The 24,098-nt window shown below is 66.6% G+C and carries 25 protein-coding genes; 12 read left to right on the top strand and 13 right to left on the bottom strand.

Annotation, left to right across the window (positions count from 1 at the left end; genetic code table 11):
* Positions 1-8 precede the first annotated feature (8 nt).
* From KUV38_RS20040 to KUV38_RS19995, 10 genes are all read right to left on the bottom strand, one after another.
* The gene (locus KUV38_RS20040; protein ID WP_222471984.1) at positions 9-3,212 is read right to left on the bottom strand and encodes a caspase family protein; all 3,204 of its coding nucleotides are present in this window, start codon (positions 3,210-3,212) and stop codon (positions 9-11) included.
* Positions 3,213-3,260: 48 nt separating this feature from the next.
* Positions 3,261-3,881: a LysE family translocator gene (locus KUV38_RS20035; RefSeq protein WP_222471983.1), complete on the bottom strand. Its 621-nt coding sequence runs from the start codon at positions 3,879-3,881 to the stop codon at positions 3,261-3,263.
* Positions 3,878-4,387, bottom strand: a complete 510-nt coding sequence (locus tag KUV38_RS20030; protein WP_222471982.1) for a DUF1697 domain-containing protein — start codon at positions 4,385-4,387, stop codon at positions 3,878-3,880. The genes KUV38_RS20035 and KUV38_RS20030 overlap by 4 nt, the downstream gene beginning before the upstream one ends.
* 5 nt (positions 4,388-4,392) lie before the next feature.
* Positions 4,393-5,511, bottom strand: a complete 1,119-nt coding sequence (gene recF / locus KUV38_RS20025) for a DNA replication/repair protein RecF (RefSeq protein ID WP_222471981.1) — start codon at positions 5,509-5,511, stop codon at positions 4,393-4,395.
* A 31-nt stretch (positions 5,512-5,542) separates the two neighbouring features.
* A complete protein-coding gene (dnaN, locus tag KUV38_RS20020) occupies positions 5,543-6,661 on the bottom strand; it encodes a DNA polymerase III subunit beta (protein WP_222471980.1) in 1,119 nt (372 codons plus the stop codon).
* A gap of 183 nt (positions 6,662-6,844) precedes the next feature.
* Positions 6,845-8,260, bottom strand: coding sequence for a chromosomal replication initiator protein DnaA (gene dnaA / locus KUV38_RS20015; protein ID WP_222471979.1), 1,416 nt, complete (start codon positions 8,258-8,260; stop codon positions 6,845-6,847).
* Between the two features lie 571 nt (positions 8,261-8,831).
* Positions 8,832-9,098 carry a 30S ribosomal protein S20 gene (rpsT, locus tag KUV38_RS20010; RefSeq protein WP_222471978.1) on the bottom strand — a complete coding sequence of 89 codons (267 nt, stop codon included), beginning with the start codon at positions 9,096-9,098 and terminating at the stop codon, positions 8,832-8,834.
* Between the two features lie 219 nt (positions 9,099-9,317).
* On the bottom strand, positions 9,318-10,094 hold the full coding sequence (locus KUV38_RS20005) for an enoyl-CoA hydratase (RefSeq protein ID WP_222471977.1): 777 nt from the start codon (positions 10,092-10,094) through the stop codon (positions 9,318-9,320).
* Positions 10,095-10,158: 64 nt separating this feature from the next.
* Positions 10,159-11,022: a bifunctional DNA-formamidopyrimidine glycosylase/DNA-(apurinic or apyrimidinic site) lyase gene (gene mutM / locus KUV38_RS20000; RefSeq protein ID WP_222471976.1), complete on the bottom strand. Its 864-nt coding sequence runs from the start codon at positions 11,020-11,022 to the stop codon at positions 10,159-10,161.
* A 61-nt stretch (positions 11,023-11,083) separates the two neighbouring features.
* Entirely contained in the window at positions 11,084-11,785 is a 702-nt protein-coding gene (locus tag KUV38_RS19995) for a hypothetical protein (RefSeq protein WP_222471975.1), read from the bottom strand.
* Positions 11,786-11,870: 85 nt separating this feature from the next.
* Between KUV38_RS19995 and ubiE the strand changes: the two genes are divergently transcribed.
* Both ubiE and ubiB read left to right on the top strand, forming a co-directional pair.
* Entirely contained in the window at positions 11,871-12,623 is a 753-nt protein-coding gene (gene ubiE, locus KUV38_RS19990; protein WP_222471974.1) for a bifunctional demethylmenaquinone methyltransferase/2-methoxy-6-polyprenyl-1,4-benzoquinol methylase UbiE, read from the top strand.
* 6 nt (positions 12,624-12,629) lie between these two features.
* Positions 12,630-14,162, top strand: a complete 1,533-nt coding sequence (gene ubiB, locus KUV38_RS19985) for a 2-polyprenylphenol 6-hydroxylase (RefSeq protein ID WP_222471973.1) — start codon at positions 12,630-12,632, stop codon at positions 14,160-14,162.
* Positions 14,163-14,411: 249 nt separating this feature from the next.
* On the opposite strand, the gene KUV38_RS19980 is transcribed toward ubiB, so the two are convergent.
* Both KUV38_RS19980 and KUV38_RS19975 read right to left on the bottom strand, forming a co-directional pair.
* Complete coding sequence (locus KUV38_RS19980) at positions 14,412-15,158, bottom strand: flagellar hook capping FlgD N-terminal domain-containing protein (protein ID WP_222471972.1); 747 nt, start codon at positions 15,156-15,158, stop codon at positions 14,412-14,414.
* Between the two features lie 12 nt (positions 15,159-15,170).
* Entirely contained in the window at positions 15,171-16,748 is a 1,578-nt protein-coding gene (locus tag KUV38_RS19975) for a flagellar hook-length control protein FliK (RefSeq protein ID WP_222471971.1), read from the bottom strand.
* A gap of 118 nt (positions 16,749-16,866) precedes the next feature.
* On the opposite strand from KUV38_RS19975, the gene KUV38_RS19970 reads away from it, so the two are divergent.
* The 6 genes from KUV38_RS19970 to KUV38_RS19945 all read left to right on the top strand — a co-directional run bounded on the left by KUV38_RS19970 (position 16,867) and on the right by KUV38_RS19945 (position 21,473).
* Entirely contained in the window at positions 16,867-17,106 is a 240-nt protein-coding gene (locus KUV38_RS19970) for a rod-binding protein (protein ID WP_410000904.1), read from the top strand.
* Positions 17,099-17,452, top strand: a complete 354-nt coding sequence (locus tag KUV38_RS19965) for a hypothetical protein (RefSeq protein WP_222471970.1) — start codon at positions 17,099-17,101, stop codon at positions 17,450-17,452. The genes KUV38_RS19970 and KUV38_RS19965 overlap by 8 nt, the downstream gene beginning before the upstream one ends.
* Positions 17,453-17,739: 287 nt before the next feature.
* Positions 17,740-19,332: a flagellin gene (locus tag KUV38_RS21135; RefSeq protein ID WP_222471969.1), complete on the top strand. Its 1,593-nt coding sequence runs from the start codon at positions 17,740-17,742 to the stop codon at positions 19,330-19,332.
* Positions 19,333-19,435: 103 nt separating this feature from the next.
* Positions 19,436-19,861, top strand: coding sequence for a flagellar biosynthesis regulator FlaF (flaF, locus tag KUV38_RS19955; RefSeq protein ID WP_222471968.1), 426 nt, complete (start codon positions 19,436-19,438; stop codon positions 19,859-19,861).
* Positions 19,858-20,310 carry a flagellar biosynthesis repressor FlbT gene (flbT, locus tag KUV38_RS19950; RefSeq protein WP_222471967.1) on the top strand — a complete coding sequence of 151 codons (453 nt, stop codon included), beginning with the start codon at positions 19,858-19,860 and terminating at the stop codon, positions 20,308-20,310. The genes flaF and flbT overlap by 4 nt, the downstream gene beginning before the upstream one ends.
* Positions 20,310-21,473: a DUF1217 domain-containing protein gene (locus tag KUV38_RS19945; protein WP_222471966.1), complete on the top strand. Its 1,164-nt coding sequence runs from the start codon at positions 20,310-20,312 to the stop codon at positions 21,471-21,473. The genes flbT and KUV38_RS19945 overlap by 1 nt, the downstream gene beginning before the upstream one ends.
* Before the next feature lie 33 nt (positions 21,474-21,506).
* On the opposite strand, the gene KUV38_RS19940 is transcribed toward KUV38_RS19945, so the two are convergent.
* Positions 21,507-21,749, bottom strand: a complete 243-nt coding sequence (locus KUV38_RS19940; RefSeq protein WP_222471965.1) for a hypothetical protein — start codon at positions 21,747-21,749, stop codon at positions 21,507-21,509.
* Between the two features lie 150 nt (positions 21,750-21,899).
* On the opposite strand from KUV38_RS19940, the gene KUV38_RS19935 reads away from it, so the two are divergent.
* The 4 genes from KUV38_RS19935 (at position 21,900) to KUV38_RS19920 (ending at position 23,924) form a co-directional block, all read left to right on the top strand.
* Positions 21,900-22,613, top strand: a complete 714-nt coding sequence (locus KUV38_RS19935; protein ID WP_222471964.1) for a M48 family metallopeptidase — start codon at positions 21,900-21,902, stop codon at positions 22,611-22,613.
* A gap of 111 nt (positions 22,614-22,724) precedes the next feature.
* Positions 22,725-23,087: a diacylglycerol kinase gene (locus tag KUV38_RS19930; protein ID WP_222471963.1), complete on the top strand. Its 363-nt coding sequence runs from the start codon at positions 22,725-22,727 to the stop codon at positions 23,085-23,087.
* A 54-nt stretch (positions 23,088-23,141) separates the two neighbouring features.
* Positions 23,142-23,483, top strand: a complete 342-nt coding sequence (locus tag KUV38_RS19925; RefSeq protein WP_222471962.1) for a hypothetical protein — start codon at positions 23,142-23,144, stop codon at positions 23,481-23,483.
* 78 nt (positions 23,484-23,561) lie between these two features.
* Complete coding sequence (locus KUV38_RS19920) at positions 23,562-23,924, top strand: DUF6455 family protein (RefSeq protein WP_222471961.1); 363 nt, start codon at positions 23,562-23,564, stop codon at positions 23,922-23,924.
* Positions 23,925-24,098: the final 174 nt, after the last annotated feature.

The following is a 24,098-nucleotide window of genomic DNA, read 5'->3' as shown; positions in this document are numbered from 1 at the left end:
AGGCGTTTTCAGGGCTGTTTTTCGGGGTTTTTTTCGGCCTCCAGCGCGGCGATCCGGGTGCGGATATCATCCCGCCATCCAGCATCTTCCTCGCTCAGCGCGCCGCGCGCCTCCATACGGTCCAGCACCTCCACCGCGGCGCGGTAATTCTGCACCGGAGCATCGCCCAGTTCGGCCAGCAGGAAGTGGCTGACAAAGAGCGTGCGGGTGATCCCCATGTCCTGCGGAATCTCCAACAGCAGGGCCTTGCGGATCTCCATCGCCCGCCGGTGCGCGGCGATGGCCTCCTCCTTGCGGCCCAGCTCGGCCAGTACCGTGCCGATCTGCTCGTGGCTGAGGCCCACGAGGTGGCCGATGTGCCAGCGGTTGTCGCGCTTCTCCAGCAGCCCCTCCCGCCGCCGCAGCGCCTCGCGGTGGTGGGCCAGCGCTTCCTCGCCCCGGCCATAGCGCCGCTCCATCTCGGCCCAGACCTCCTCGGTCTTCGCCGCCCAGTACCACGCGTTGTAGTCGTAGCGCTCGGCCAGCACGGCATCGAAGCCCTCCAGCGCGGCGGCAAACCCCTCTGCGGCGGCAGCATCCTGCCCCAGCCAGCCCTGTGCATCGCCAAGCCGCAGCTGCGCCATCGCCAGCTCGCCCACCCGCATGATGTTGCCCGGCTCCTCCACCGCGATCCGCTCCAGCAGCGCCACCAGCTCGCTCTGGGTGGCCGCCGCCTGCTCCCACTGGCCAAGGGTGATCTGCATGTTGCCGAGGTAAAAGAGGTTTTGCGCGTGCCGCGTGCGCCCCTGCGGACTGTCGGCCTGAAACTCCGACATGATGCCCGAGTAGCGCGCCGCCACCGCGTAATCCTCCATCGCCACGGCAAACCGCTCGCGCTGTTCGGCCAGCCGCCCCCGGCGCTGGTGCATATCGGCATACTCCCAGAGCCAGATCGCGTTGGAGCTGTTGATTTCGAACAGGTCGTCCATCGCCCCGATGGCGGCGGCGAGGTATTCCAGCGCGCTGTCCCACTGCTGGTCCACCACCTGCTGCTCGCCATAGAGCGACCATGCCAGCGCCAGCTCGTAGCGGTAATTCGCATTGCCCGGGTCGAGCGCGATGAGCGGCTCCAGCAGGGCAATCGCCTGCGTCAGGCTCTTCGAAGCCGCCGCATGGTCCGAATGGCGCATCTGCGCGTCGCCAAGGCTCGCCAGCGCGGCGGCATAGCGCTGCTGCATTTCCACCTGCTGCGGGTCTTCCTCGTAGGCCGTGCGGAGGAATTCGACCATCCGCTCCAGATAGGCCAGCGCGGTGGCAAACTCCTTGTTCACCAGCGCCGCGCGGCCCGCCTTGGTGCCGATCTGCCCGATCCGAAGCATCATCCGGCTGCGCAATGCCGGATCGCCCTTGGTGACCGTGCCCCAATTGCCGACGCTGTCGAACCCCTTCCAGTAGGTGTCAAACGCCTCCTCGGAGAGGCCCAGCGCCATCTGGGCATCGCCCAGCCGCTCGTAGCTGGTGGCCAGCTTCAGCCGCTCCTCGGCGTCCTCCGGCATCTCCGGCAGCGCCTTCGTGATCCGCTCGTTGGCCGTGGTGTAGCTGCGCAGGGCCGAGCGGTAGCTGCCCAGCGCCATCGCCGTATCGCCCACAGCAACCTCGGCGGCCCACATGTTCAGCTCATGCAGCTTGCCCGTCTGATCGGTGGCCCGCAGCGCGTCGATCGCGGTGGCGAAACTGTCGATCGCGCCGCCAAAATCCGCCGCCGCCATCTGGGCATAGCCGATCTCCATTTGCGCCTGAAACACCAGCAGCGCGGCCTCTTCGGAGGGGGCAATCACCAGCAGCACCTTGGCCGCCGTCAGCATCTCGTCAAAGGCCGCCCGCGCGCCCGGACCGTCCCCGGTGATCCGGCGCAGCTCGCCGAGCTCGCGGGCCACCTCCACGCGGGCGCGGCGGTGGGCCACGTCCGTGACCAGCCCGGCCAGTTCGACGTGCAGCGCCGAGGCCCGCGCCAGCGCCTCGATGGCCTGCGCATAGTCCAGCCGGGTTCGGGCAAACCCCGCCTTCAGCACCAGCGTGTCCGCCTCCGAGAGCCGCCGTGCCACGAGGTTCTCGGCCAGCGCATCGCCCGAGGCCCTGTCGCGCGCAATCGCCTCATCCAGCGTGTCCAGCGCGCCGGTGAAATCCCCGAGCGAAAGCTGACTGTCCGCGACATCCCGCAGCTCCGCCACCTCGCCATCAGAGGCCGAAAGGGCACGGAGTTGCGCCTGCGTGTCGTTGAAGGCCCGCGCCGCCTCGGCCAGCTTCTCGGCCCGCTCGGTGGGCGAGGCCTCGGTCAGTTCCGCCGCCAGCAGCGCGCCGTAGATCGGCGCCAGCGGAACCTGCGCATCCGTCGCAACCCGCTCCACCTCGGCCCGCAGGTCCGGCGTGAGGTCGGCCATCGCCAAGAGCAGCCGCTCGCGCTCGGGCAAGGCATCACTCTGCCCGGCGGCAAAGAACAGCCTCGGCAGCGCACTCTCCACGTAGGGCAACTGCGCGCCCCGCGTCCGGTCGTAAACCTCCTGCTGAACCAGCGTCAGCACCGAGCGCACCTCCAGCCCCGGCGTCTCCAGATGCCTTGCCAGCGCGGCGGCGAAGGGTGAGTTGCTGCCCTCCCCGTCCAGCGCCACCGCCCCCGGCGCGGTGGAAAAGCCAATCAGCGTGCCCTCCGCCCTCGCTACGGCGGCAAAGCCCGGCGTCTCGCCCGCCTTCAGCGCAATCGCCGCCCGGCCATCCGTGGCGCCCTCGAACGGGTCCACCCGGCAGGCATCCACCAGCACCACCGCCACAGGCGCGATCTTTGCCACCCGGGCGCGGATCTCGCCAAGGCTCAGCGAGGTCTCCATCAGGCTTTCGAGGCTCTCGCCGTCGCCATCCACCGGCAGCAGCCGGTTGTCGCCCCCCACCTCAAACCCGTGACCGGCGAAATAGACCACCGCCACATCGGCGCCCTCGCCGTCATACTCAAGGTCTTCCAGCGCCCGCTCCATGCGCCGCTTGTCGCGGTCGCGCTCATAGGCGACCTCGAAACCCAGCGCCTCAAGCGCGGCGCCCACCGTGTCGGCATCATTCGCCGCATTCCTGAGCGGGCGCATCGCCTCGTACCGGTCATTCCCGATCACCAGCGCCACCCGCTTCTCAGCGAGGGCAGGCAGGGCCGTGATGCAGAGGATGACAAGAACGAGCAGGCGCATTTGCGGCAGGATACCGGGCAAGCCCCTGAACGCCAGTGACGTTTTCCGTCAGGTGAACGGAATGATCAGCCCCACCACAATCAGCAGGCTCCCCGCCACAATGTTCGTCCGCCGCAGCGCCCGCGGCGAGGCCAAGAGCCGTCGCGCCCGGTCGATCATCAGCGCGAAAAAGAGGTTGCCGACGAGCGGCACCACGGCGGAGATCGCGGTGATGGTGGCGATGTCACCCCATGTCACCTGGGTCAGATCAAAGAACCCCGGCAACACCCCCATGTAGAACAGGATCGCCTTTGGGTTGGCCAGAATCACCGCCACGCCCGCCGCGAACCCGGCCCACATGCCGGGGCGGGTCAGGCGGCTGTCGGTGGCAATCGACTTGCCCGCATTCCGCAAGATCAGCGCCCCCATCACGAGGAAGATCGCAGCGGCGACGAACTTCAGCGCGGTCATGAACCCGGCAAAGACGGTCGTCACCCATGTGATCCCGTAGATCGCAAGAAACGGCCAGAGCACATCGCCGATGACCACGCCCAGCGCCAGCGGCCATGCCGCATGAAAGCCCCCCGAAAGCGCCCGCGCAGTGAGCGCCATCCACACCGGGCCGGGAGTCAGAAACAGGATCAGGAGCGCAAAGGCATAAAGCCCCAGCTCGGCAGGAGTGATCGTCATGGCGTGTCCAGCATCTCCGCGAGCTTGGCGACGGTCGCAAAGTTGCGCGCCGTGGCGGGTGTGCCCAGCAGCCGCTCCACCTTTGCCGGAAACTTCGATTTGCCCATGCCGTTCGGTGCATGAAAGTAGAGAACCCGGCCCAGCAGCTCGGCCCGTTCTCCATTCTCCAGCGCCTTTTCAACCGCCAGTATGTCAGCCGCAGGTTGGCGCGCGCAGAAGAAGCAATGCAGCAGCTTCGGCGTCTCCCGCGCCTCCTTGAACGGGTCCGCCTCCATTGCCGCCCGCCAGTCATCCGCCCCGATCAAGAGGCAAGCCGGCCGAAAGCCGAACCCCGCCTCGATCGCCGCTTCAATCTGCTCCACCGCGGGCGCATCGCTCAGCACCACGTTGCCCGACTGGATGTAGCTCTGCACCCCCGTGGCCCCGAGGCCCTCCAACAGAGCCCGCAGCTCCGCCATCGGCAGCTTGCCGTGGCCGCCCACGTTGATGCCCCTCAGCAGCAGCACCTGCCTCACACCGTCACCTCGCTGACGGTCGAAACCCCGCCTTCTTCCGTCACCTCGAAGTGCTGCGCCTTGCCACCCAACTCCTCGAACAGCTCCGCCCCGGTGCCGGTCATGAAGGCCTGCGCGCCCAGCCGCTCGATCTCGGCATACAGCGCCGCCCGGCGGCCAGCGTCCAAGTGGGCGGCCACCTCGTCGAGCAGCAATAGCGGCGGCGCGCCGAAATCCTCCGCCAGCGCCCGCGCATTGGCGAGGATTAGAGACAGCAACAGCGCCTTCTGCTCCCCTGTCGAGCACAGCCGGGCGGGCGTGCCCTTGGCGATATAGGTCGCATCGAGGTCTGCACGGTGCGGCCCGGTGAGCGTGCGGGTCGCGGTCAGATCGCGCGCCCGCCCCTCCGCCAGCGCCGCCGTCAGCGCCTCCGCCTCGCCCGGTGCATCGCAGGCCGGCTCAGGGTGGGTCAGCACCAGCTCGGCGGCTGGAAAGGCTCCATCCGCCTCGCCCTGCGCCTCGGCCAACCGCGTGAGCGCCTCTTCCCGGTTCCGGTGAATCCGCGCGCCCTCTCCGCCCATCCGAGCTTCAAGCGCGGCATACCAATGGGCGTCGCGCACCATGTCCTTCAGCAGCCGGTTGCGCTCGCGCATTGCCTTCTCATAGGCCAGCACCGCCTCGCCATGCGCCGGCTCGAAGCTCAGCACGATCCGGTCCAGAAAGCGCCGCCGCCCCTCCGCCCCCTCGATCCACAGCCTGTCCATCGACGGCACCAGCCAGACGACCCGCGCCAGCCGCCCCAGCGCCACCTGCGCGGCAGCCTTGCCGTCGATCTTCACCGCCCGGCCCGTTGCCCCTGCGTCGGCCCATGTCTCCAGCTCGTGCATATGCCCCAGCGAGGCCAGCTCCGCCTTCACCTTCCAGCCCAGCGCCTCGGGCGCGCGTGCCATCTCCTCTGCAGAAGCCCGCCGCAACCCGCGCCCCGGAGAGAGCATCGACACCGCCTCCAGCACATTGGTCTTGCCCGCCCCGTTCGGCCCCCAAAGGGCCACCGGGCGGCCATCCAGCACCAGTTCCGCCCGGCGATGCGAGCGGAAGTGGGAGAGGGTCAGGGATGTGAGGGCGAGGCGGGGCATCAGCGTTGCGCGGGCAAAGACCCGCGCGACCTCAAACCCGCATCGGCATCACGACATAAAGCGCCGAGGTGTCGGAGCCTTCGCGCATCAGGGTCGGGTCGCCCGCGGAGTTGAACATGAACACCGCGTTCTCCCGATCCACCTGGCTGGCGATCTCGGTGAGGTACTTGGCGTTGAAGCCGATCTCCAGATGCTCGTCGCCATAGGCCACTGCCAGCTCGGCCGAGCCCGCGCCGCTGTCAGGCGAGTTAACCGAAAGCACCAGCCGGTCTTCGTCGAGCGAGAGCTTCACCGCGCGGCTGCGCTCGCTGCTGACAGTCGACACCAGATCGACCGCCTTGGCGAACTCGGCGGCATCCACCTCGAGCTTCTTGGTGTTCCCGGTCGGGATGACGCGGGTGTAATCGGGGAAGGTCCCGTCAATCACCTTGCTCGTCAGGGTGATCTCGGGCGTGGCAAAGCGCACCTTGGTCTCGCTGACCGACACGGCAATCTGTGCCTCGTCGTCATCCAGCAGCTTGCGCAGCTCGCCCACCGTCTTGCGCGGCACGATCACACCAGGCATCGTCTCGGCGCCCTCGGGCAGCGGGGCATCCACACGGGCCAGTCGGTGACCATCGGTCGCCACGCAGCGCAGCGCCTGCCCGTCCTCGCCGGTGGCCACATGCATGTAAACACCGTTCAGGTAGTACCGCGTTTCCTCGGTCGAAATCGCAAACTTGCTCTTGTCGAACAGCCGCCGCAGCGTGGCCGCACCGGCGCTGAAATTGGCGCCGTATTCGCTCGACGCCATGACCGGAAAGTCCTCTTTCGGCAGGGTAGCGAGCGAGAAGTTGGAGCGCCCCGCCTCCACCGTCAGCCGACCGGCGGCGGAGTCGTCGGAGAGTTGCACCTGCGCGCCATCGGGCAGCTTGCGGACAATCTCGTGCAGCGTCACCGCGCTCACCGTCGTCGCGCCCGCCTTCTCGACCATCGCGGGGGCCTTGTCGACCACCTCGATATCAAGGTCCGTCGCGCGGAACTGCACGCCATCGCCCTCGGCCTCGATCAGCACATTGGCCAAAATCGGAATGGTGTTGCGTCGCTCCACAACCGATTGCGCCTGCGCGATGGCCTTCAGCAGAACGGCCCGCTCGATCGAGAATTTCATTGCTCAGTCCCCCATGGTGCCGGGAGGCGCAGACTATGCAAATCCCCCCCGCAGGCAAGTTGTTTCTCGCAGTTTCGTGAGTTTTGCAGGGGCGTCAAGGGCGCCTCCTGCAACAGCTCCGGCGGGGCTTCGTACCACCGCCGGATTTGCGCCTTGAGGTGGGCAATCCGCCCACCGCCCGGCTCAGGCTTCCAGCATCCGCTTCAGCATCTCGATATCATCCGCGAGCGTGCTGTCGGTCTGGATCATCTCTTCGATCTTGCGCACGGCATAGAGCACCGTGGTGTGATCGCGGTTGCCAAAGCGGCGACCAATCTCGGGCAGCGAGCGCGAGGTCAGGCCCTTGGCGAGGAACATCGCAACCTGCCGCGGCCGTGCAATGGTGCGGTGCCGCTTGGGGCCGTTCATGTCGGAGATGCGCACGTTGTAATGCTCGCACACCCGGCGCTGGATCTCTTCGATGGTCAGCTTGCGCTCGGAGGCGCGGAGCAGGTCGGCGAGGCACTCCTGCACCATGTCCAGCGTCACTTCGCGGCCCACGAGGTTGCCGAAGGCGAAGATCCGGGTCAGCGCGCCTTCCAGCGTGCGGACGTTGCCGGTGATCCGGTGCGCGAGGAATTCCAGCACATGCTTGCCGATTTCGAGGTTGCCATAGTGGCTCCGGTAGAAATCGGCCTTCTGCTGAAGGATGCCGAGGCGCAGCTCGTAATCGGTCGGGTGCAGGTCCACGACGAGGCCAGAGGCCAAGCGGCTGGCGATGCGGTCTTCGATCTTCTTGATGTCATGCGGCGCACGGTCGGCGCTGATGACGATCTGCTTGCCCTGATCGGAGAGCGCGTTGAACGTATGAAAGAACTCTTCCTGCGTGCTGTTCTTGCCCGCGAAGAATTGCACGTCATCTACCATCAGCACGTCGACCGAGCGGAAGGCTTCTTTGAACTCGTGCATCCCGTCTTCGCGCAGCGCGCGGACAAAGCGATACATGAACTGGTCGGACGAGAGGTAAACCACCTTCTTCTCCGGGCAGTTCTCCTTCAGCGCCCATGCGATGGCATGCATCAGGTGGGTCTTGCCGAGACCGGAGCCGCCATAGAGGAACAGCGGGTTGAAGGTCAGCGGCCCGCCTTCGGACACACGGCGCGCGGCGGTATAGGCGAGCTGGTTCGGCTTGCCGACAACGAAGCTGTCGAAGGTGAAGCGCTCGTCGAGCGTGGCACCGGGCTGGTCATCGTCATGTGAGCCATTGGAGGTGTCGGAGCCAGCGCCCGCGGCGGCGGCGGGACGGCCCGCACCCTGAGAGGCAGCTTCCTTGGCGGGCGCATCGGCAGCAGCGGGGGCGGCAGCGGCCCCACTCCGGGCGGACGGCACCCGAAACTCCAGCCGGCGCACCTCGAGCCCGTCGCGGCTCATGTGCTTCACGATGGTGTCCGAGAAGTTCCGGCTCACCCAGTTGCCAAAGAAGTTCGTCGGAACCTCGAAATGCGCAACGCCGTCTTCAAGGCTGTTCAGCTTGAGTGGCTCGATCCAGGTCTTGAAGTTGTTCTGCCCCACCGTCGACTTCAGCGACTGACTGACCTGGCCCCATCTGCTTTGTGGCATCCGAATTTCCCGTCCCTTTTTATGTTTGTTTCACACCCAAACAAACCGCCCCTGCCAAATCACGGCGGCCCGCACACATGCGGCCCACGTCATAAGGGGTAAAAAAGGCAATGCCGTGCCATGACCCGGCACACAGATGTGCGGGTCGCTCGTGCGAGCATTCAAAAGGCAGACCTCCCGGGCGCAAGCCTTGCCCGGCGGCCAGTGACATCATCTTCGGACATGTTGCGTCAGCAGCAGCGTCACCAGCAGAACGGCGTTACCCCATTCCTCTGGCGTCAATTTGACAGCAACCCGTCTCCGTCCGTTTGTCTCGGTGCAGCGCTTCCCCAGAAGCTCCGAAACTGGCCGGAAACGACCATGTCCCCCCTAGGCGACGTGAATCGCAGGACCGGTGATAGCAAGCGCCCGCGCGGCCCGGCAACTGACCTTTTGACTTGACTCACTCTTTTCCGGAGCGAATCTCGCCACCTCTCTGAAAGCCCTAGTTTTTAGGGCTCTCGCGCTTTGTGAGAACAAAAAAGGGCGCCAGCCCGAAGGTGGCGCCCCATGGCATTTATGTCGCAGCGACTCAGGCGCCGATGGCCTTCACGCGGGAGGTGAGGCGCGACATTTTCCGCGCAGCGGTGTTCTTGTGGTAGACGCCTTTGGTCACGCCACGCATCAGCTCGGGCTGGGCGGCACGAAGGGCAGCGGTGGCCGCGTCCTTGTCACCGGAGGCGATCGCTTCCTCGACCTTGCGCAGGTAGGTCCGAATCCGCGAACGGCGGGCCTTGTTCACGGCAAAGCGGGCTTCGTTCTGGCGGGCGCGTTTCTTGGACTGGGGCGAGTTGGCCATGTGTGTGTCTCTCTTTCGTCGGGTCTTGCCTTGGTGCGGCGTTCAAAACTGAATTGCGCGGGAAGAGCCCGACCCCGGGTTCGCTACCGGGCGATTCTGGCCAGAGCGGGCCTCACACGCATGTATCGGCGGGCATTTACACGCTTGGGCGGCCGTTGCCAACCCCGTTGTGGATCGCGCTAGCCGCCGGCTCCGCATCCACTGCGGGCCAAACGGCCGCTACTTGTCGCGGAACTGCGGCTCGCGCTTTTCGAGGAAGGCCTTCATGCCTTCCTTCTGATCCTCGGTGGCAAACAGCCCGTGGAACAGCCGCCGCTCAAAGAGCAGCCCCTCGCGGAGCGGCATCTCGTAGGCGCGGTTCACCGCCTCCTTGGCCGCCTTCACCGACACCGCCGATTTCTCGGCGATCTTCTGGGCCGCCGCATTGGCCTCGTCCATCAGCTTCTTGGCGGGCACCACGCGGCTGACCAGCCCCGAGCGCTCGGCCTCCTCGGCATCCATGAACCGCCCCGTCAGGTGCATGTCCATCGCCTTGGCCTTGCCAACAAAATGGGTGAGCCGCTGGGTGCCGCCGATCCCGGCAATGACGCCAAGGTTGATCTCGGGCTGGCCGAACTTGGCGGTATCGGCGGCGATGATGAAATCGCACATCATCGCCAGCTCGCAGCCGCCGCCCAGCGCATAGCCCGAGACGGCCGCGATGATCGGCTTGCGGCAGGCCAGGATCCGGTCGATCTGGGCGCCGAACATGTCGCCCATGAAAACATCGACAAAATCCTTGTCGGCCATCTCCGAAATATCCGCCCCGGCGGCAAAGGCCTTCTCCGAGCCGGTCACGATGAGGCAGCGCACCCCCTTGTCGGCATCGGCCTCTGCCACCGCATCGGCCAGCTCGCCAATGAGCTGCGCATTCAGCGCATTCAGCGCGTCAGGCCGGTTGAGGCGGATGGTGCAAACATGATCGGAGGTTTCGACGGCGATCGTTTCATAAGCCATGGATGGCTGTCCTTTCGGTCGTGCCAAGCCTCCCTTTGTTAGCAGGGTCAGGCTGCTCTGCAAGTTATCTTTGACACGACCCGCAGTAGAAAGTTGAGCGCCCCGATTGCACGATCCGGCGGATCGTACCGCTGCAACCGGGGGTGGAACACGCCGCGCCTTCACGGTCATAGGCGGCAAAGCGGTGCTGAAAATATCCAAGCTCTCCAGAGGCTTGCCGATGGTCGCGCAGGCTGGAGCCGCCCGCCTCTATGGCCTCGCCCAGAACCTCCCGGATCGCGGGCACAAGGCTGGCCACGCGCGCAGGGCCGATCTTGCCCGCCTTGCGCACCGGCGAGATCCCGGTGCGGTGCAGCACCTCGCACACGTAGATATTGCCCAGCCCGGCGACGATCTTCTGATCGAGCAGCGCGGCCTTCACAGGCGTGTTCTTGCCTCGGAACGCAGCCACCAGATGATCTTCGTTGAAGCTGTTGCCCAGCGGCTCCGGCCCCAGCCCAGCGAGCAGCCGGTGCGCCTCGGCCTCTGCCGTGGCGACCATGTCCATCACTCCGAAACGGCGCGCATCGTTGAAGGTCACGCGAGCGCCGTTCGCCATTTCCAGCACCACATGGTCGTGCTTCTCCGGCGCCGGGTGGGCGTGATGAAACACCCCCGGATTCAAGTTTGCCCCCTCGCCGCTCACCCGCATCCGCCCGCTCATCCCGAGGTGAATCAGCAGCGTCTCCCCGCTGTCGAGATCGGCCAGAATATACTTGCTCCGCCGCCGCAGCCCCAGCACCCGGCGGCCGGTTAGCCGCTCGGCCATGCCGGGCGGAAACGGCCAGCGCAGCCCCTCCCGGTTCACCCGGGCCTCGGCAATCACGGTGTTCTCCATGGCAGGCAACAGACCGCGGCGCACGGTCTCCACCTCGGGCAGTTCAGGCATATCGGCTCCGGCTCAGGCGTCTGGCGCCAAACCTAGCCACCCCGCCGCGCCCCGCAAGCCCTCAGGCAAAAGCGCCGCGCCCGTCGATCACGCCATGGGCACGGGTCAGGAAATCACTCATGCCGGTGAGATACTTCTGCACCCGCATCTTTTTGCCATCCGCGCCCGTCAGGCGAAACACGCCATTCCCCTCGTCCCGGATATCCACGAGGTCGCGCCAGGCGATCTCGCGGCGAAACTGGATCAGGCTCTGCGAGATGATCACATCCCGGTCATAGCGCATCTCAAAGCTGAACACATGGGCAAGGCCAAGCAGGCCAAAGCCCACCACCGCAGGCTTCACGAACAGCGCCACCTGCGGGTCCAGCCCCATATCCATTAAGAGCAGCGCCGCCAAAGCCGCGCCGCCAAGCACCACCGTCGACAGGCGCATGCCCCATGTGGTGCGCATGACCGTGGTGCCAAGCGACTCTTCTGCCGCCCGCGCCATCCCGCGCGAGGCCAGCGGCGCAATATCGCCCCGCCCCATGAACCGCGCGCCCATCGTCTGCCGGACCCGGCGGCCAGAGGCATCCTTCGGCGCGGTCACATCCTCCAGCTTCCGCACCCCGGCGCGGATGAGCATGCCGGGGATCACGTAGAAAACCAGAATGTAGCCGAGGATCAGCGTCAGGATCAGCACAACGGCCAGCGCCACGGCGATCAGCGGATACTCGAGCGCCAGCAACAGCAGCTGCATCGCAAATTGGTCCCGCTCGTCCATTCCTCGCCCTCCTGCGCGCATCTGGCGCGTTTGTATCCGGTGGAAATTGCCTATATCCGGTTTGCGAACAAAGTTGGGCAAGCCCATGGCAGACGACGGAAAAACCACGCATTTCGGCTTCACCGAGGTGCCCGAGGCCGAGAAGGCCGGCAAGGTGCACGGGGTCTTCTCCTCCGTGGCCAGCAAGTATGACATCATGAACGACCTGATGAGCGGCGGCATCCACCGGCTTTGGAAGGACGCGATGATGGATTGGCTGGCCCCTCGCCCCGGCACGCGCCTGCTCGATGTGGCCGGCGGCACCGGCGACGTCGCCTTTCGCTATCTCGGGCGCGCGGGCGAGGGGGCAACCGCCACCGTCTGCGACATGACCGAGGCCATGCTGGTCGAGGGCCGCAAACGCGCCGAAGCCGCCGATCTGGCCGAGAAACTCGACTGGGTGGTGGGCGATGCGATGGCCCTGCCCTTCGAGAGCAACAGCTTCGACACCTACACCATCTCCTTCGGCATCCGGAACGTGACCCGCATCCCCGATGCACTCTCCGAGGCATTCCGTGTGCTCCGCCCCGGCGGGCGGCTCATGGTGCTGGAGTTCTCGCAACTCCCCAACCCGTTGATGCAAAAGGCCTATGACGCCTATTCCTTCAACGTCATCCCTGGCATGGGCAAGCTGGTAACGGGCGACCGCGACAGCTACCAGTATCTCGTGGAGTCGATCCGCAAGTTCCCGCCGCAGGAGGAGTTCGCCTCGATGATCCGCACCGCCGGCTTCGAGCAGGTGAAGTATCGCAACCTGACGATGGGCGTCGCCGCCCTGCACTCCGGCTGGAAGCTCTGAGGGGCGATGCGCGGGCCGCATAACATCTGGCGCCTCATCCGCACCGGCGCGACCTTCGAGCGCACTGGCGCCATGGGCGTGGCGCTCGAGGCGATGGATGCGCCCCGGCCCCTCCGCGTGGCCGCCCGCGTGCTGGGCTGGCCGTTCAAATGGCTCGGCCACAAGGGCGACCCGGCCCAGCCGCCGGTGACCCGCGCGCTCACCGCCCTCGGCCCGGCCTACATCAAGTTCGGCCAGATCCTCTCGACCCGGCCCGATGTGGTCGGCCCCGAGCTGGCCCAACAGCTCATGGTCCTGCAAGACAAGCTGCCCCCCTTCCCCCGTGCCGACGCCATGCGCGTGGTCGAGGCCGAGTTGGGCCAGCCGGTCGAGGCGATGTTCTCCGACTTCTCCGAGCCGGTCGCCGCCGCCTCCATCGCGCAGGTGCACAAGGCCAAGCGGGTCGAGGATGGCCGCGAGGTTGCCGTCAAGGTGCTGCGCCCCGGCATCGAGCGCGCCTTCTCCCGCGACATCGACGCCTTCTATTTCGCCGCCTCTATGATCGAAGCCCTCTCCCCCGCCTCCCGCCGCCTCCGGCCGCGCGACGTGATCGCGCATTTCGAGGGCGTCGTGGCGGGCGAGCTCGACATGCGGCTCGAGACCTCCGCCGCCTCCGAATTTGCCGAGAACACCGAGGGCGACGAGGGCTTCATCGTGCCCCGTCCGTTCTGGCCGCTCTCCGCCCGCCACGTCATGACGCTGGAATGGGCCGAGGGCATCCCGCTGAACGACCTCGCCGCGATCGACGCGGCGGGGCATGACCGCGTGGCCTTGGGCGAGCGCGTGCTCTCGCTCTTCCTGCGCCACGCCCTGCGCGACGGCCTGTTTCACGCCGACATGCATCAGGGCAACCTCAAGGTCGCGCCCGGCGGCGAGATTATCGCGCTCGATTTCGGCATCATGGGCCGGATCGACGAGTATACCCGCCGGGTCTATGCCGAGATCCTGATGGGTTTCATCCGCAAGGACTACAAACGCGTGGCCGAGGTGCATTTCGAGGCAGGCTACGTGCCAGCCGACCGCGATGTGGACGAGTTCGCGCGGGCGCTGCGGGCCGTGGGCGAGCCGATCTTCGGCATGGATGCGACCCATATCTCGATGGCCCGGCTGCTCTCCTATCTCTTCGAGGTGACCGAGCGCTTCGGGATGGAAACCCGCACCGAGCTGATCCTGCTCCAGCGGACGATGGTGGTGGTCGAGGGCGTGGCCCGTTCGCTGCACCCAAACATCAACATCTGGCAGGCCGCCCGCCCGGTGGTGGAAGATTACGTCAAGCGCAATGTTGGCCCCGCCGCGCTGCTGCACGATCTGAAGGAAACCGCCCGCGTGGCCATCCGCTTCGGCCCACGCCTGCCTGCCCTGCTGGAGCGCGCCCTGATCGGCCAGGCCACGCCCCCTCCGCCGCGCCCCGCGGGCAACCCGCTCTGGCGCCGCCTCACATGGGCCGCCCTTGGCGCCGCCACCGCCCTCGCCGTCGTCGCCCTGCTCGACGGGTTCTGACCCCGCCAACCCGGGCTTCCGCCGGTCTGGCGCTTAACAGGCCTCGCTCCGCTCGGTTTCTGCTTCAATGCCTCGCTGCGCTCGGCTTGCTGGTTCAATGCCTCGCTGCGCTCGGCGGGCGCCCGGTGGCCTCGCTCCGCTCGGTCTTTCTCGGTGCCTCGCTTCGCTCGGTCATCCGTGCAGCCTCACTATGTTCGAATGGGTGGAGCTCAGGCTCGCGCCGCTCGCCGTAACCCCACGCCGAAGCCTCTACCAGATCGTCCCGCTGGAATACTGCCGCCGTGCCATTGCCGCCGCGGCCCCCTCCTCTCCGCCAGCATCGGAACTCTGCTCGTAAACCACCGGAAACCGCAGCGCCGTTACGCTGGAGGCAGGCACCGTCGCGCCGCTGTTCAGCAGCAGGACCGTCTCGCCATTTTCCAGTCGCGCCTCCTCGACCCGCGCATAGACCTGCGCCTCCGACGCGCCGATCAGCTCGCCGTTCTGATAGCTCTCGACCGTGAAGCTGTAGATCCCATCGGCAAAGGGTGCGCCGCTGTCATCCGTCCCCTGCCACACATGGTAGGGGGCCGTGGTGTCGATCATCAGGCGCTGCCGTTCGATGCCGAACTCGTCCCGCACCACTAGCACGCCCGTGTCGGTGCCTTTCGCGACATCCAGCGTCATTTCAACCGGCTGGCCGGTGAAGAGCGCAGGCGCTGCGACCCGGGTTTCCATCCCCACGAAATTCGCAAGGTCCGACATGCCGGTCAGGCCCATCTGCGCGCCGAGCTGTTCCAGAAGAACGTTCGTGCGGACCTGCTGTTCGACGTTCGAGAAGGTCGCCAGTTGCACCGCAAAATCCGCGCTGTCGAGCGGGTTCAGCGGGTCCTGATTTTGCAACTGGGTCGTCATCATCTTCAGGAAAGTCTCGAAATCCGAGTTGATGTAGGTCTGGCTGGCCTGAGCGCTGCTGCCCGAGCTCAGGGTCGGTGTTGTGGCGGATGTGGTTTCCATCTATCTGTCCTCTCAAAGCCGCAGGTCGAGGCCGGCCTGGCCGAGGCCGAGCGCCTGCGCCGCAGGTGTCGTGGTAGGGGCGGCGGGGCGAGCCATGTCATCGGCCCAGCCGACCCGCTCGCCCGATTGGCTCTCGCCCTGCATCTGCTGGCCAAAGCTGCCCTCGCCACCGGCAAAGCTGAACTGCGCGCCCTCATGGCCGAGCCTCCGCATTTCCTGCGCCAGAAGGTCGATATGGCGGCGCATCATCTCCAGCGTTTCGGGGCGCTCGGCAGCGACAACAACATGCAGCCCCGCCTCGCCCCCGCTGAACGAGAGCTTCAGCCGACCCAACTCCTCCGGCTGGAGGCTCAGCTCAATCGACCCATCGGGCAGCGGGCGGGAAATCTCGGCAATCTGCATCGCGACCGCCTGCGCGGTGGCGGCAGCGGGCTGTGGCACCGGCGCGGCAGGCATCCCGGTTGGCGCAGCTGAGGCCCGCACATCCTGCACCAGCGGTAGCGCATCCACCGCAACAGGCTGCACCGTTACAGGGATTGGCTCAACGACCGCCACTGGCGCTGCGGGCGCAACTGTTGCGCGCGCCACGTCCGCCCGACGGACCTCCAGCTTGGGAGGCAACTCACTTCGCCGGAGCGCCTCCGGGACCGGCCCGGATTGCGCCGCCTGTTCTGGCAACACACGCGCTTCCCTGGCCCCTCCGGGCGAAATGATCGGCGGCACCATAGCTCTGTGCGCCGGTTCAGCAGCCGACACGGGAGCCAGCATCGACGCCGCCCCTGTGACAATCTTTCGATCCTCGACCGAAACCACCTCGTCTCCAGAAGGCGCTTCAAGGACTCGCTGCGGGTCCACGGCGGTGCGCCTCGCCACCTCCGGCGAAACCTTTGCCACATCAACCGCCGGCCCGCTCATCTCCACCGACCTGCCGGCAACTGGCGAAGCCGACGCAGCTGCAGGCGCCTCCGCGCGACCGACCCCCGTAAGCAAATCGCCCCGCGCTGGTGTCACCCAATGCTCTCCCGGTGCGCGTATCACTTCTGACCGTCCGATCACCGTCCCCTGCGGCGGGCGCGGGGCCGAGGTCTCCACAGCCTTGCGGCCCTCGACCGCCCCAATGATCCGCTCGATCAGTGAAGAGGGAGCCTCACTCGCGCGCGCCTGCGCGGGTCCATCAGCCTCCGCACGGCCAGCCACGACTTCAGCCTCCGAATCGACCGCGGCAATATCGCTCACCTCGCCAGCCGCGACTCGCCCCTCCGTGTCCTCCGCGGCGAGTTCCACGTCCTCCGCCAGAACTCCCCCTTCGCCCGCATGCTCTTGCGCATCGCCAACCGCCGCCACGATCCCGGCAACCGCGTCGGCGGCCTCCTCCCCTACGCCCTCGGCCTCCAGTGTCGTCAGCACCGCCGCCCAGTCAGGCCCGGCGTCTACCGCCTTGCCGCCCTGCCCCGCGGGCACCGCACCGCGCCCGGCCATTGCGCCGGGGGTCACCGCAAAGATCGCCAATTCCGACAACATCGCATTCTGCATTTCCAACCGATCCTTCTGGTCAACCTGATCCTTCTGGAAGTCCGGTGCAGATTGCATGGCTTTGGTTACCGATCCTTTACCGCTTTCTGTCCTAATGCCTCAAAATCGCCGTAATTCGAAAAGGGCCACCATGCCGCCGATTCCACCGATTGCCCCGCCTGCCCCGAGTCCCGCCTTGGCGGAACGCGAGGCGCAGCTGCGCAGGTTGTCGGTTGAACTGGAGGCCAGCTTTCTTTCGGAGATGCTGGCGCAGGCCGGTCTCGGCGAGTCCCGCGAGTCGTTCGGCGGCGGTGTCGGGGAGGATGGGTTTGCCTCGTTTCTGAGGCAGGAGCAGGCGAAGTCGATGGCCCGGCAGGGCGGAATCGGTCTCGCCGAACATATCTTTGAAAGTCTGAAGGCGCGAAACAATGTCTGAAAACACTGAACTTTTCGAGCGGGCGCAGGCCCTTATGGCGGCCGAACGCGAGGCGCTGAAGGCGGGCGACTTCACCCGACTGGAGGCGCTTTATGAAGAGAAGCACAGCCTCCTGAAGGAGATCGAAGCCCAGGCCGACACGCTGACCCGTACCCAGCTCGAGGCCCTCTCGGTCAGCTCGCGCGGCAATGATCGGCTGCTTGATGCCGCCCAGCGCGGGCTGGGGGCCGTTGCCCGGCGGCTCAGCGAGACTCGGCGCGCCGCCGAGCATCTCGATACTTATACTGACAAGGGCAAGCGGCAGGATCTGGGGCCGGCGAAATCCAGCTTCGAGCGGCGCGCCTGAGCCCGACGCGCCATTCACGATATTCCGCTGCCACATCCCTATTGGCAGACGTTAATTCCACCGGCGGGCAATGCGACAATTCAAAACAAACTGTTCTGAAATTCGGCCGATGGAATGGGGAGGTATTAGCAATCCATTAAGCTCACTGAGGCAGGTTCGCCCACGCACCTTCGTGGGTGGCGCGGCCCGGCCAATGGTCCGCAACACGGTGAAACCGGATCCGGTTGCCCCTCGGGGCGACTTTCCGAAATGGCGCAAAGCGCCCATCTGAAAGGACCAAGTGAACCATGTCCAGTATTCTGACCAACACCAGCTCGATGGTGGCCCTGCAAACGCTCCGCGGTATCAACATGAACCTCGAGCAGGTGCAGGCCGAGATTTCGACCGGAAAATCGGTCGGCTCCGCCCGAGACAACTCTGCCATCTGGGCGATCTCGAAGGTGATGGAATCCGACGTGCGCGGCTTCAAGGCCATCTCCGAGAGCCTGTCTCTCGGTGAAAGCACCGTCGCGGTGGCCCGCAACGGCGCCGAAACCGTCACCGATCTGCTCGTGCAGATGAAAGAAAAGATCGTCGGCGCGCAGGAAGAGAACGTCGATCGCGAAAAGCTTCAGGCCGACATCACCGCGCTGAGCGACCAGATCGCCTCGGTCGTGGGGGCGGCCCAGTTCAACGGGCTGAACCTGCTGTCGGGTACCGAAGACGTCAACGTGCTGTCCTCGCTGGACCGCAGCTCTGACGGCTCCGTTGTGGCCTCCGACATCACCGTTGCCCGCCAGGACCTCAGCTATGAGGCCGGCGTCATGGGCACCGGTGCCTCGCTCGTTGGTGGCGCGGCCCTGACCGCCGCCGATGCCGCCGCCTCCGGTGGCAACGTCACGGTGCAGGCCGGCGCCGGGCAGAACGCCGATGACAGCTCGACCCGCGATTTCTCGAACACCGGGAACGAGATGGAAATCACCATCAGCACCGCTCAGTCGATCGGTGATGTCTTCAACCTGCAGATCAATGGAACCACGGTGTCCTACACTGCGGATTCGACCACGTTGAACGATGTGTCCGCCGGTCTGACCGCGGCCATCAACGCTGCTGGCATCGATGACATCTCGGCCGAGGTGACCGGCGCGGTGATCACCATCACCTCGACTTCCGCTTTCGACGACATCGAGATCAACGGCGATACCACCTCCGCCACCACGCAGTTCTCTGCAGATGTGGAAGGGGTCGCAGCCACGGCCGCCGCTGCCAGCTTCTCCGGGGCCAACCTGCAGGCCCGCGCCTCCGAGGTGACCTTTTCGGCGACCTCCGGCGTCAGCGAGGGCGATGGCTACCGCGTCTCGATCGGCGGCACCAACTACGATTACATCGCCGGCAAGGGTGAAACCTTCGAGGATGTGGTCAAGGGGCTGAAGATCCAGATCGACGGCTCGGGCCTGTCCGATATCTCGACCAACGTATACCAAGATGACGCCACCGGCTCGTGGGTCCTCCAGGTGGACAATGACGGTGCCGCAATGGCCCTTCAGGTCAACGGTCTGGCCGATGGTGAGGCCACCGGTGGCCTGGCCGGTGTCGACAACATCGACGTGACCACCGATGAGGGTGTCGAGGCCGCTCTGGCCAACATCGAAACCTACATCGACAGCGCCATCGAGGCGGCTGCCAACTTCGGTTCCGTCGAAGGCCGGATCGAGACACAGTCGGAGTTCATCTCCAACCTGACCGATAGCCTGACAGCCGGGATCGGCAGCCTCGTGGACGCCGATATGGAGGCCGCCTCGGCCCGCCTTCAGGCGCTTCAGGTGCAGCAGCAGCTGGGTGTCCAGTCGCTCTCCATCGCCAACCAGGCGCCGCAGTCGATCCTGTCGCTGTTCCGGTAACATGACCACGGGCGGGGCGCCCAATGGAACGGGCCAAAACGGCCCGGGGCGCCCCGCCCACGCTCTCCTCACCTAAGTTTCCCTCGCGTGGAAGGACAGAGCCTTGAACTCCGCACAACTGGCGCAAAGCGCCTACTCCTCCGGCCAGCAGGCCCCGCTGCGCACCCATCGCGGCACCGAATACGCAGCCTTCAGCCGGGTCACCGCCCGCCTCAAAGGCTCCAGAACCTTCAATGCGCTGGCCAATGCCGTGCATGAAAACCGCCAGCTCTGGACGGCGCTCGCCGCCGACGTGGCCGACAATGACAATGGCCTCACCCCCGATCTGCGCGCCCGCATCTTCTACCTCGCCCGCTTCACCGCCCAGCACTCCTCCAAGGTGCTGCGCCGCAAGGCCAACGTGGTGCCGCTGATCGAGATCAACATGGCCGTCATGCGCGGCCTCGGCAGCGCACCCGCCCCCGCCGCGCCCAAGGCCTCCGCCCCCCCCGTGGCCAGTGCCGCCGCCGCGGGCGGAGCGGTCAAATGAGCGGCCTCGTCCTCAAGCTCAGCCCCAAGGAGCGGGTGCTGATCAACGGCGCGGTGATCGAAAACGGCGACCGCCGCTCGCGGCTCTCCATTGTCACCCCCGGCGCCAACATCCTGCGGCTGCGCGATGCGATCCACCCCGAGGAGGCCAAGACCCCGGTGAAACGGGTGGCTTACATCGCCCAGCTTGTGCTCTCGGGCGATACCGCGCCCGCCGATGCCGATATCCAGCTGATGCGCGGGATCGAGCAACTGAGCCAGGTCTTTACCGACCATGACAGCCGCAGCCAGCTCGACGCTGCCACCATGGCGGTGCGCGAGGGCCAGCATTATCAGGCGCTCAAGGCCCTGCGCACCCTCATCCCCCGCGAAGAAAGGCTTATCGCGGCACAGGCACCGGCCACCGGCCCATCCCCCAGCGCCATGCCCCCCAGCGTCAAGCCCTCCTGATGTTCACCCCCATCGTCCCCCTTGGCGGCTACCTCGGCTGGCAGTTTCTCCAGCGCACCCAAGAGAACCAGCAAGAGGCGCTCGCCAATTCGGCCACCGTCCAGCGCGACATGGCCGAGTTCGAGGAGCGCATCGCCAAGGTGAAGACCCCCGAGGATCTGGTGAGCGACTTCCGCCTGCTCCGCGTTGCCCTCGGCGCCTTCGGCCTCTCGGACGACATCGACAACAAGTATTTCATTCGCAAGGTGCTGGAGGAGGGCACGACCGACGAGCGCGCGCTCGCCAACCGCCTCTCCGACACCCGCTACCACGATCTCGCCAAGGCCTTCGGCTTTGGCGAATACCAGACCCCAAACAACGGCTTCAGCGCCATCGAAGACCAGATCCGCGCCGGCACCGATACCCTGCCGCCCCGCGCGCGGCAGGCGGCGGGCGATAAGGCTATGGAGCTGGTCTACACGCTCGATGACCTGACCACCCTCATGGCCGCCGAAGAGCGCGACCCCGCGGGCGAGGCCGCCCTCCGCAAGGAGATCGATGGCCTCTGGTCCGATGTCATGGGCAACCCGCGCCTGCGCGCCTCGGTCCTCTCCGCCTTCAACGTGGCCGAGGGCTTCGATGCCCTGCCGGGCGCCACTCAGGTCGAGGTGCTGCGCCAGCGCATCGTTGGCCTTTTCGAAGGGCGCCCGGCCGAGCAGATGACCGGCTTCATCGACACCATCAAATCCGCCTACACCACCCGCCAGTTCGAGCTGGGGGTGGGCGAGCAGGCGCAGGAGCTGCGCGTTGCCCTCAACTTCGAGCGTGAGATGCCCGGCCTCGCCGCCGACCCGGACGATGCCAATGATACCATGTGGTTCAAGGTCATGGGCACCTCCGCCCTGCGCGAGGTGTTCGACACCGCCTTCGGCCTCCCCGATGCCTTCCCCGCACTTGATCTCGACCGGCAGCTCGAAGTTTACAAGCAGCGGGCGCAGGCGCTTTTCGGCAGCGATGATGTCTCCCAATTTACCGACCCGGAAGCGCGCGAAGAGCTGATCCGCCTCTACCTCGTGCGCACCGAGCTGAACGGCGGCGCCTCCACCGGTGGCGGCACCAGCGCGGCACTGCAAATCCTCAGCGGCGTCAGCTCCGGCAGCCTCTTTACCACGCTCCTGCGCTGAGCCGCCCGGCAAAACCTGCGGCTCTGGCCCCGCTCAGCTCTGCGATGCGGGCCGCAGCTGATACACCCCTTCGGGCAGGTCCAGCGCCGCCGCCAGATCGCGGATCTGGGTGAGCGAAAGCGTGATCTTCTGCACCTCGTCCAGCCGCGTGTCGAGCTGCTCGACGGTCACGCAGTCCTCGAAGGCCTGAATGGTCACATCCTCCTGAAGATGTGAGCCGCCTTCATCGACCAGTGTAATGACCGTCGCGTCGAATTCGTGTTCGATGGTAAACATATCCGCAGCCTAGCCCGGCCACCCGGGGCTGTCAGCCGCGAAACGCGCGGCCCCGGCAATGCGCCGCCGGGGGGCCTCTTGGGGCTACTGCACCCGCCCGCGGCCTGCTAGGCTCCCGTGCAACACCGAGCAGCCGAAACGAGGCCCCGCATGAAATTCCCCGCAATCGCGCTAGCCGCTGCCGCGCTTCTCGCCGGCTGCACCGAGATCACGGTGCCCGAGCAGCCCCCGGCCCAGCCCGGCCCCGCCACCGACACGCCCTCCCGCTTCGATGCCAACACCGCCGCCCGCAACTTCGTGACGGTGGTCAACCGGGTCGAGCCGGTGGCCGAGCGCGAGTGCCGCGCCCGCCTGCCCCGTGCCAATTGCGACTTTCTCATCATCGTCGATGACCGCCGCGGCCAGCCCGCCAACGCCTACCAGACCGAAGACAAGAACGGCCGCCCGGTGATCGCCTTCACGCTGGCGCTGATCGCCGATGCCCGCAATCAGGATGAGCTCGCCTTCATCCTCGGCCATGAGGCCGCCCACCACATCAAGGAGCACATCCCCCGAACCCGCGAGAGCGCCACCTTCGGCGCGCTGGTGCTGGGCACGCTCGTGGGCGTGGGCGGCGGCGGCGATGCGGCGGTCGAGGCCGCCACCCGCGTCGGCGCGGGCATCGGGGCGCGGCGTTTCTCCAAGGAGTTCGAGCTGGAGGCCGATGCCGTGGGCACCATCATCGCCAAGCGCGCTGGCTACGATCCGGTGCGCGGCGCGCAGTTTTTTACCCGTATCCCCGACCCCGGCGATGTGTTCCTCGGCTCGCACCCGCCCAACGCCTCGCGGATCGAAACCGTCCGCCGCACCGCCGCCAACATGTAGCGCCTCCGCGCCACCCCCGGTGCAAATCCGTCCGCGCCGGGGGCTGCGGCTTCAAAACCCGCGCCCACGCGGCTATGTAAAATAGCAGGGGAACGGCGCGAGGCAGTCAGGATGTTGAAACAGCAGATCAGGCGCATCTGGCTCCGCACCCGCTGGAGCTGGGAGGGTCTGGCCCACGTCTGGCACACCGAGCACTCGCTCAAACAGTGGATCATCGCCTACGCCATCTCCGCCATCGTCGCCCTGCTGCTGCCCATCACCGCCGGTGAAACCGCCCTGCTGCTGATGGGCGGCGTACTGGTCTTTGCCTTCGAATGCCTCAACACCGCCATCGAGCGCACGGTCGACCACATCTCGATGGAGCGCCACCCGCTCGCCAAACAGGCCAAGGATACCGCCTCCGCCGCAGTAGCGCTCTCGGCTGTGGCCCTCGCAATCGCATGGGTGGTGATCCTCGTGGGGCTTGCTCTCTGAGCCTCGGTGCGGGCACACTCGGCCCATTCAAAGCACCCATTCAGGACCAAGCCCATGTTGACCCGCCGCGCCCTCGCCGCCTTCGCCACCGCCACGCTCTGCGCCCTGCCCGCATGGGCCGAGGGCCTCTCCGGCAGCTACGCCGTCGAGGGGATGAACCCCGATGGCTCCAAGTACACCGGCACCGTCTCGCTGGTCGAAAACGGCGCATCCGTCAGCATGACATGGACAGTCGGCAGCAGCAGCTACGCCGGCGCGGGCCTTGTCGACGGCAAGGTCATCACCGTGCAATGGGGCGACCCGAACCCGGTTTACTACTTCATCACTCCCTCCGGCGAGCTGCACGGCACATGGGCGGGCGGCAAGGCGCTGGAGCGGCTCGTGCCCGCCAACTAGGCGGCTTGACCTGAGTCAAGGACCGCCCTCCCGACTGGGGGCAAAATGACGGCGCGAACCGGAAAAGGATGTGCCGCCATGAAACCCCTCGGAGACGAACGCACCCACTACCTGCTGGCCATGGGTATGGCCAAGGCCACCCGCACCGACCTCGCCGGGGCGATGGAGGAGGGCGCGCTCAGCCCCGCGGGCTGGGCCGGGATCGTCACGCGCTGCCGCGGCTGTGACTGGGCCGACGGCTGCGCCGACTGGCTTGATGCCAACCTTGATGCCGCCCCGCCCCAAGGCGCCGCCTGCCCACCCCGCTGCCTCAACCAACGCCGCTTCGCCGAGTTGCGCCGCCGCTCGGCAGAGGCCCGCGCCGCCGCCGATGAGGCCGTCGAGGCCTCCACCCGCGCCATGGCCCGGGCAGACCGGCTGCTGATAAAGGCGGCCAGCTGAACGCGGATCGAACAACCAGACGTGCCGGCAGAGGGCGAGGGATGGAGCCAGCAAGGCCGCCCCGCTGGCACCCAAGGGGTCGGTGACTGGGGAGCCACCGACCCCTGTATGTTCTCGGCCCCAGCATGTTTCCGGTCCGCCACCGCGCGCCAAGGCTTGGCAGCCCCCGGCCCA

Source organism: Vannielia litorea (assembly GCF_019801175.1).
GTDB lineage: Bacteria > Pseudomonadota > Alphaproteobacteria > Rhodobacterales > Rhodobacteraceae > Vannielia > Vannielia litorea_B.
Note: the sequence above shows the minus strand (reverse complement) of the source record. Positions and strands in the feature narration are given on the sequence as shown.

Bases quoted from the DNA above. Each gene is read 5' to 3' on its own strand.
- ubiE (WP_222471974.1), top strand. From the start codon at position 11,871: ATGGCAGACGACGGAAAAACCACGCATTTCGGCTTCACCGAGGTGCCC.
- KUV38_RS20005 (WP_222471977.1), bottom strand. From the start codon at position 10,094: ATGGCTTATGAAACGATCGCCGTCGAAACCTCCGATCATGTTTGCACC.
- mutM (WP_222471976.1), bottom strand. From the start codon at position 11,022: ATGCCTGAACTGCCCGAGGTGGAGACCGTGCGCCGCGGTCTGTTGCCT.
- KUV38_RS19920 (WP_222471961.1), top strand. From the start codon at position 23,562: ATGAAACCCCTCGGAGACGAACGCACCCACTACCTGCTGGCCATGGGT.
- dnaN (WP_222471980.1), bottom strand. From the start codon at position 6,661: ATGAAATTCTCGATCGAGCGGGCCGTTCTGCTGAAGGCCATCGCGCAG.
- KUV38_RS19975 (WP_222471971.1), bottom strand. From the start codon at position 16,748: ATGCAATCTGCACCGGACTTCCAGAAGGATCAGGTTGACCAGAAGGAT.
- KUV38_RS19940 (WP_222471965.1), bottom strand. From the start codon at position 21,749: ATGTTTACCATCGAACACGAATTCGACGCGACGGTCATTACACTGGTC.
- dnaA (WP_222471979.1), bottom strand. From the start codon at position 8,260: ATGCCACAAAGCAGATGGGGCCAGGTCAGTCAGTCGCTGAAGTCGACG.
- KUV38_RS19935 (WP_222471964.1), top strand. From the start codon at position 21,900: ATGAAATTCCCCGCAATCGCGCTAGCCGCTGCCGCGCTTCTCGCCGGC.
- KUV38_RS20035 (WP_222471983.1), bottom strand. From the start codon at position 3,881: ATGACGATCACTCCTGCCGAGCTGGGGCTTTATGCCTTTGCGCTCCTG.
- flbT (WP_222471967.1), top strand. From the start codon at position 19,858: ATGAGCGGCCTCGTCCTCAAGCTCAGCCCCAAGGAGCGGGTGCTGATC.
- KUV38_RS19995 (WP_222471975.1), bottom strand. From the start codon at position 11,785: ATGGACGAGCGGGACCAATTTGCGATGCAGCTGCTGTTGCTGGCGCTC.
- KUV38_RS20040 (WP_222471984.1), bottom strand. From the start codon at position 3,212: ATGCGCCTGCTCGTTCTTGTCATCCTCTGCATCACGGCCCTGCCTGCC.
- KUV38_RS21135 (WP_222471969.1), top strand. From the start codon at position 17,740: ATGTCCAGTATTCTGACCAACACCAGCTCGATGGTGGCCCTGCAAACG.
- KUV38_RS19930 (WP_222471963.1), top strand. From the start codon at position 22,725: ATGTTGAAACAGCAGATCAGGCGCATCTGGCTCCGCACCCGCTGGAGC.
- KUV38_RS19980 (WP_222471972.1), bottom strand. From the start codon at position 15,158: ATGGAAACCACATCCGCCACAACACCGACCCTGAGCTCGGGCAGCAGC.
- rpsT (WP_222471978.1), bottom strand. From the start codon at position 9,098: ATGGCCAACTCGCCCCAGTCCAAGAAACGCGCCCGCCAGAACGAAGCC.
- KUV38_RS19925 (WP_222471962.1), top strand. From the start codon at position 23,142: ATGTTGACCCGCCGCGCCCTCGCCGCCTTCGCCACCGCCACGCTCTGC.
- KUV38_RS19965 (WP_222471970.1), top strand. From the start codon at position 17,099: ATGTCTGAAAACACTGAACTTTTCGAGCGGGCGCAGGCCCTTATGGCG.
- KUV38_RS19945 (WP_222471966.1), top strand. From the start codon at position 20,310: ATGTTCACCCCCATCGTCCCCCTTGGCGGCTACCTCGGCTGGCAGTTT.
- recF (WP_222471981.1), bottom strand. From the start codon at position 5,511: ATGCCCCGCCTCGCCCTCACATCCCTGACCCTCTCCCACTTCCGCTCG.
- ubiB (WP_222471973.1), top strand. From the start codon at position 12,630: ATGCGCGGGCCGCATAACATCTGGCGCCTCATCCGCACCGGCGCGACC.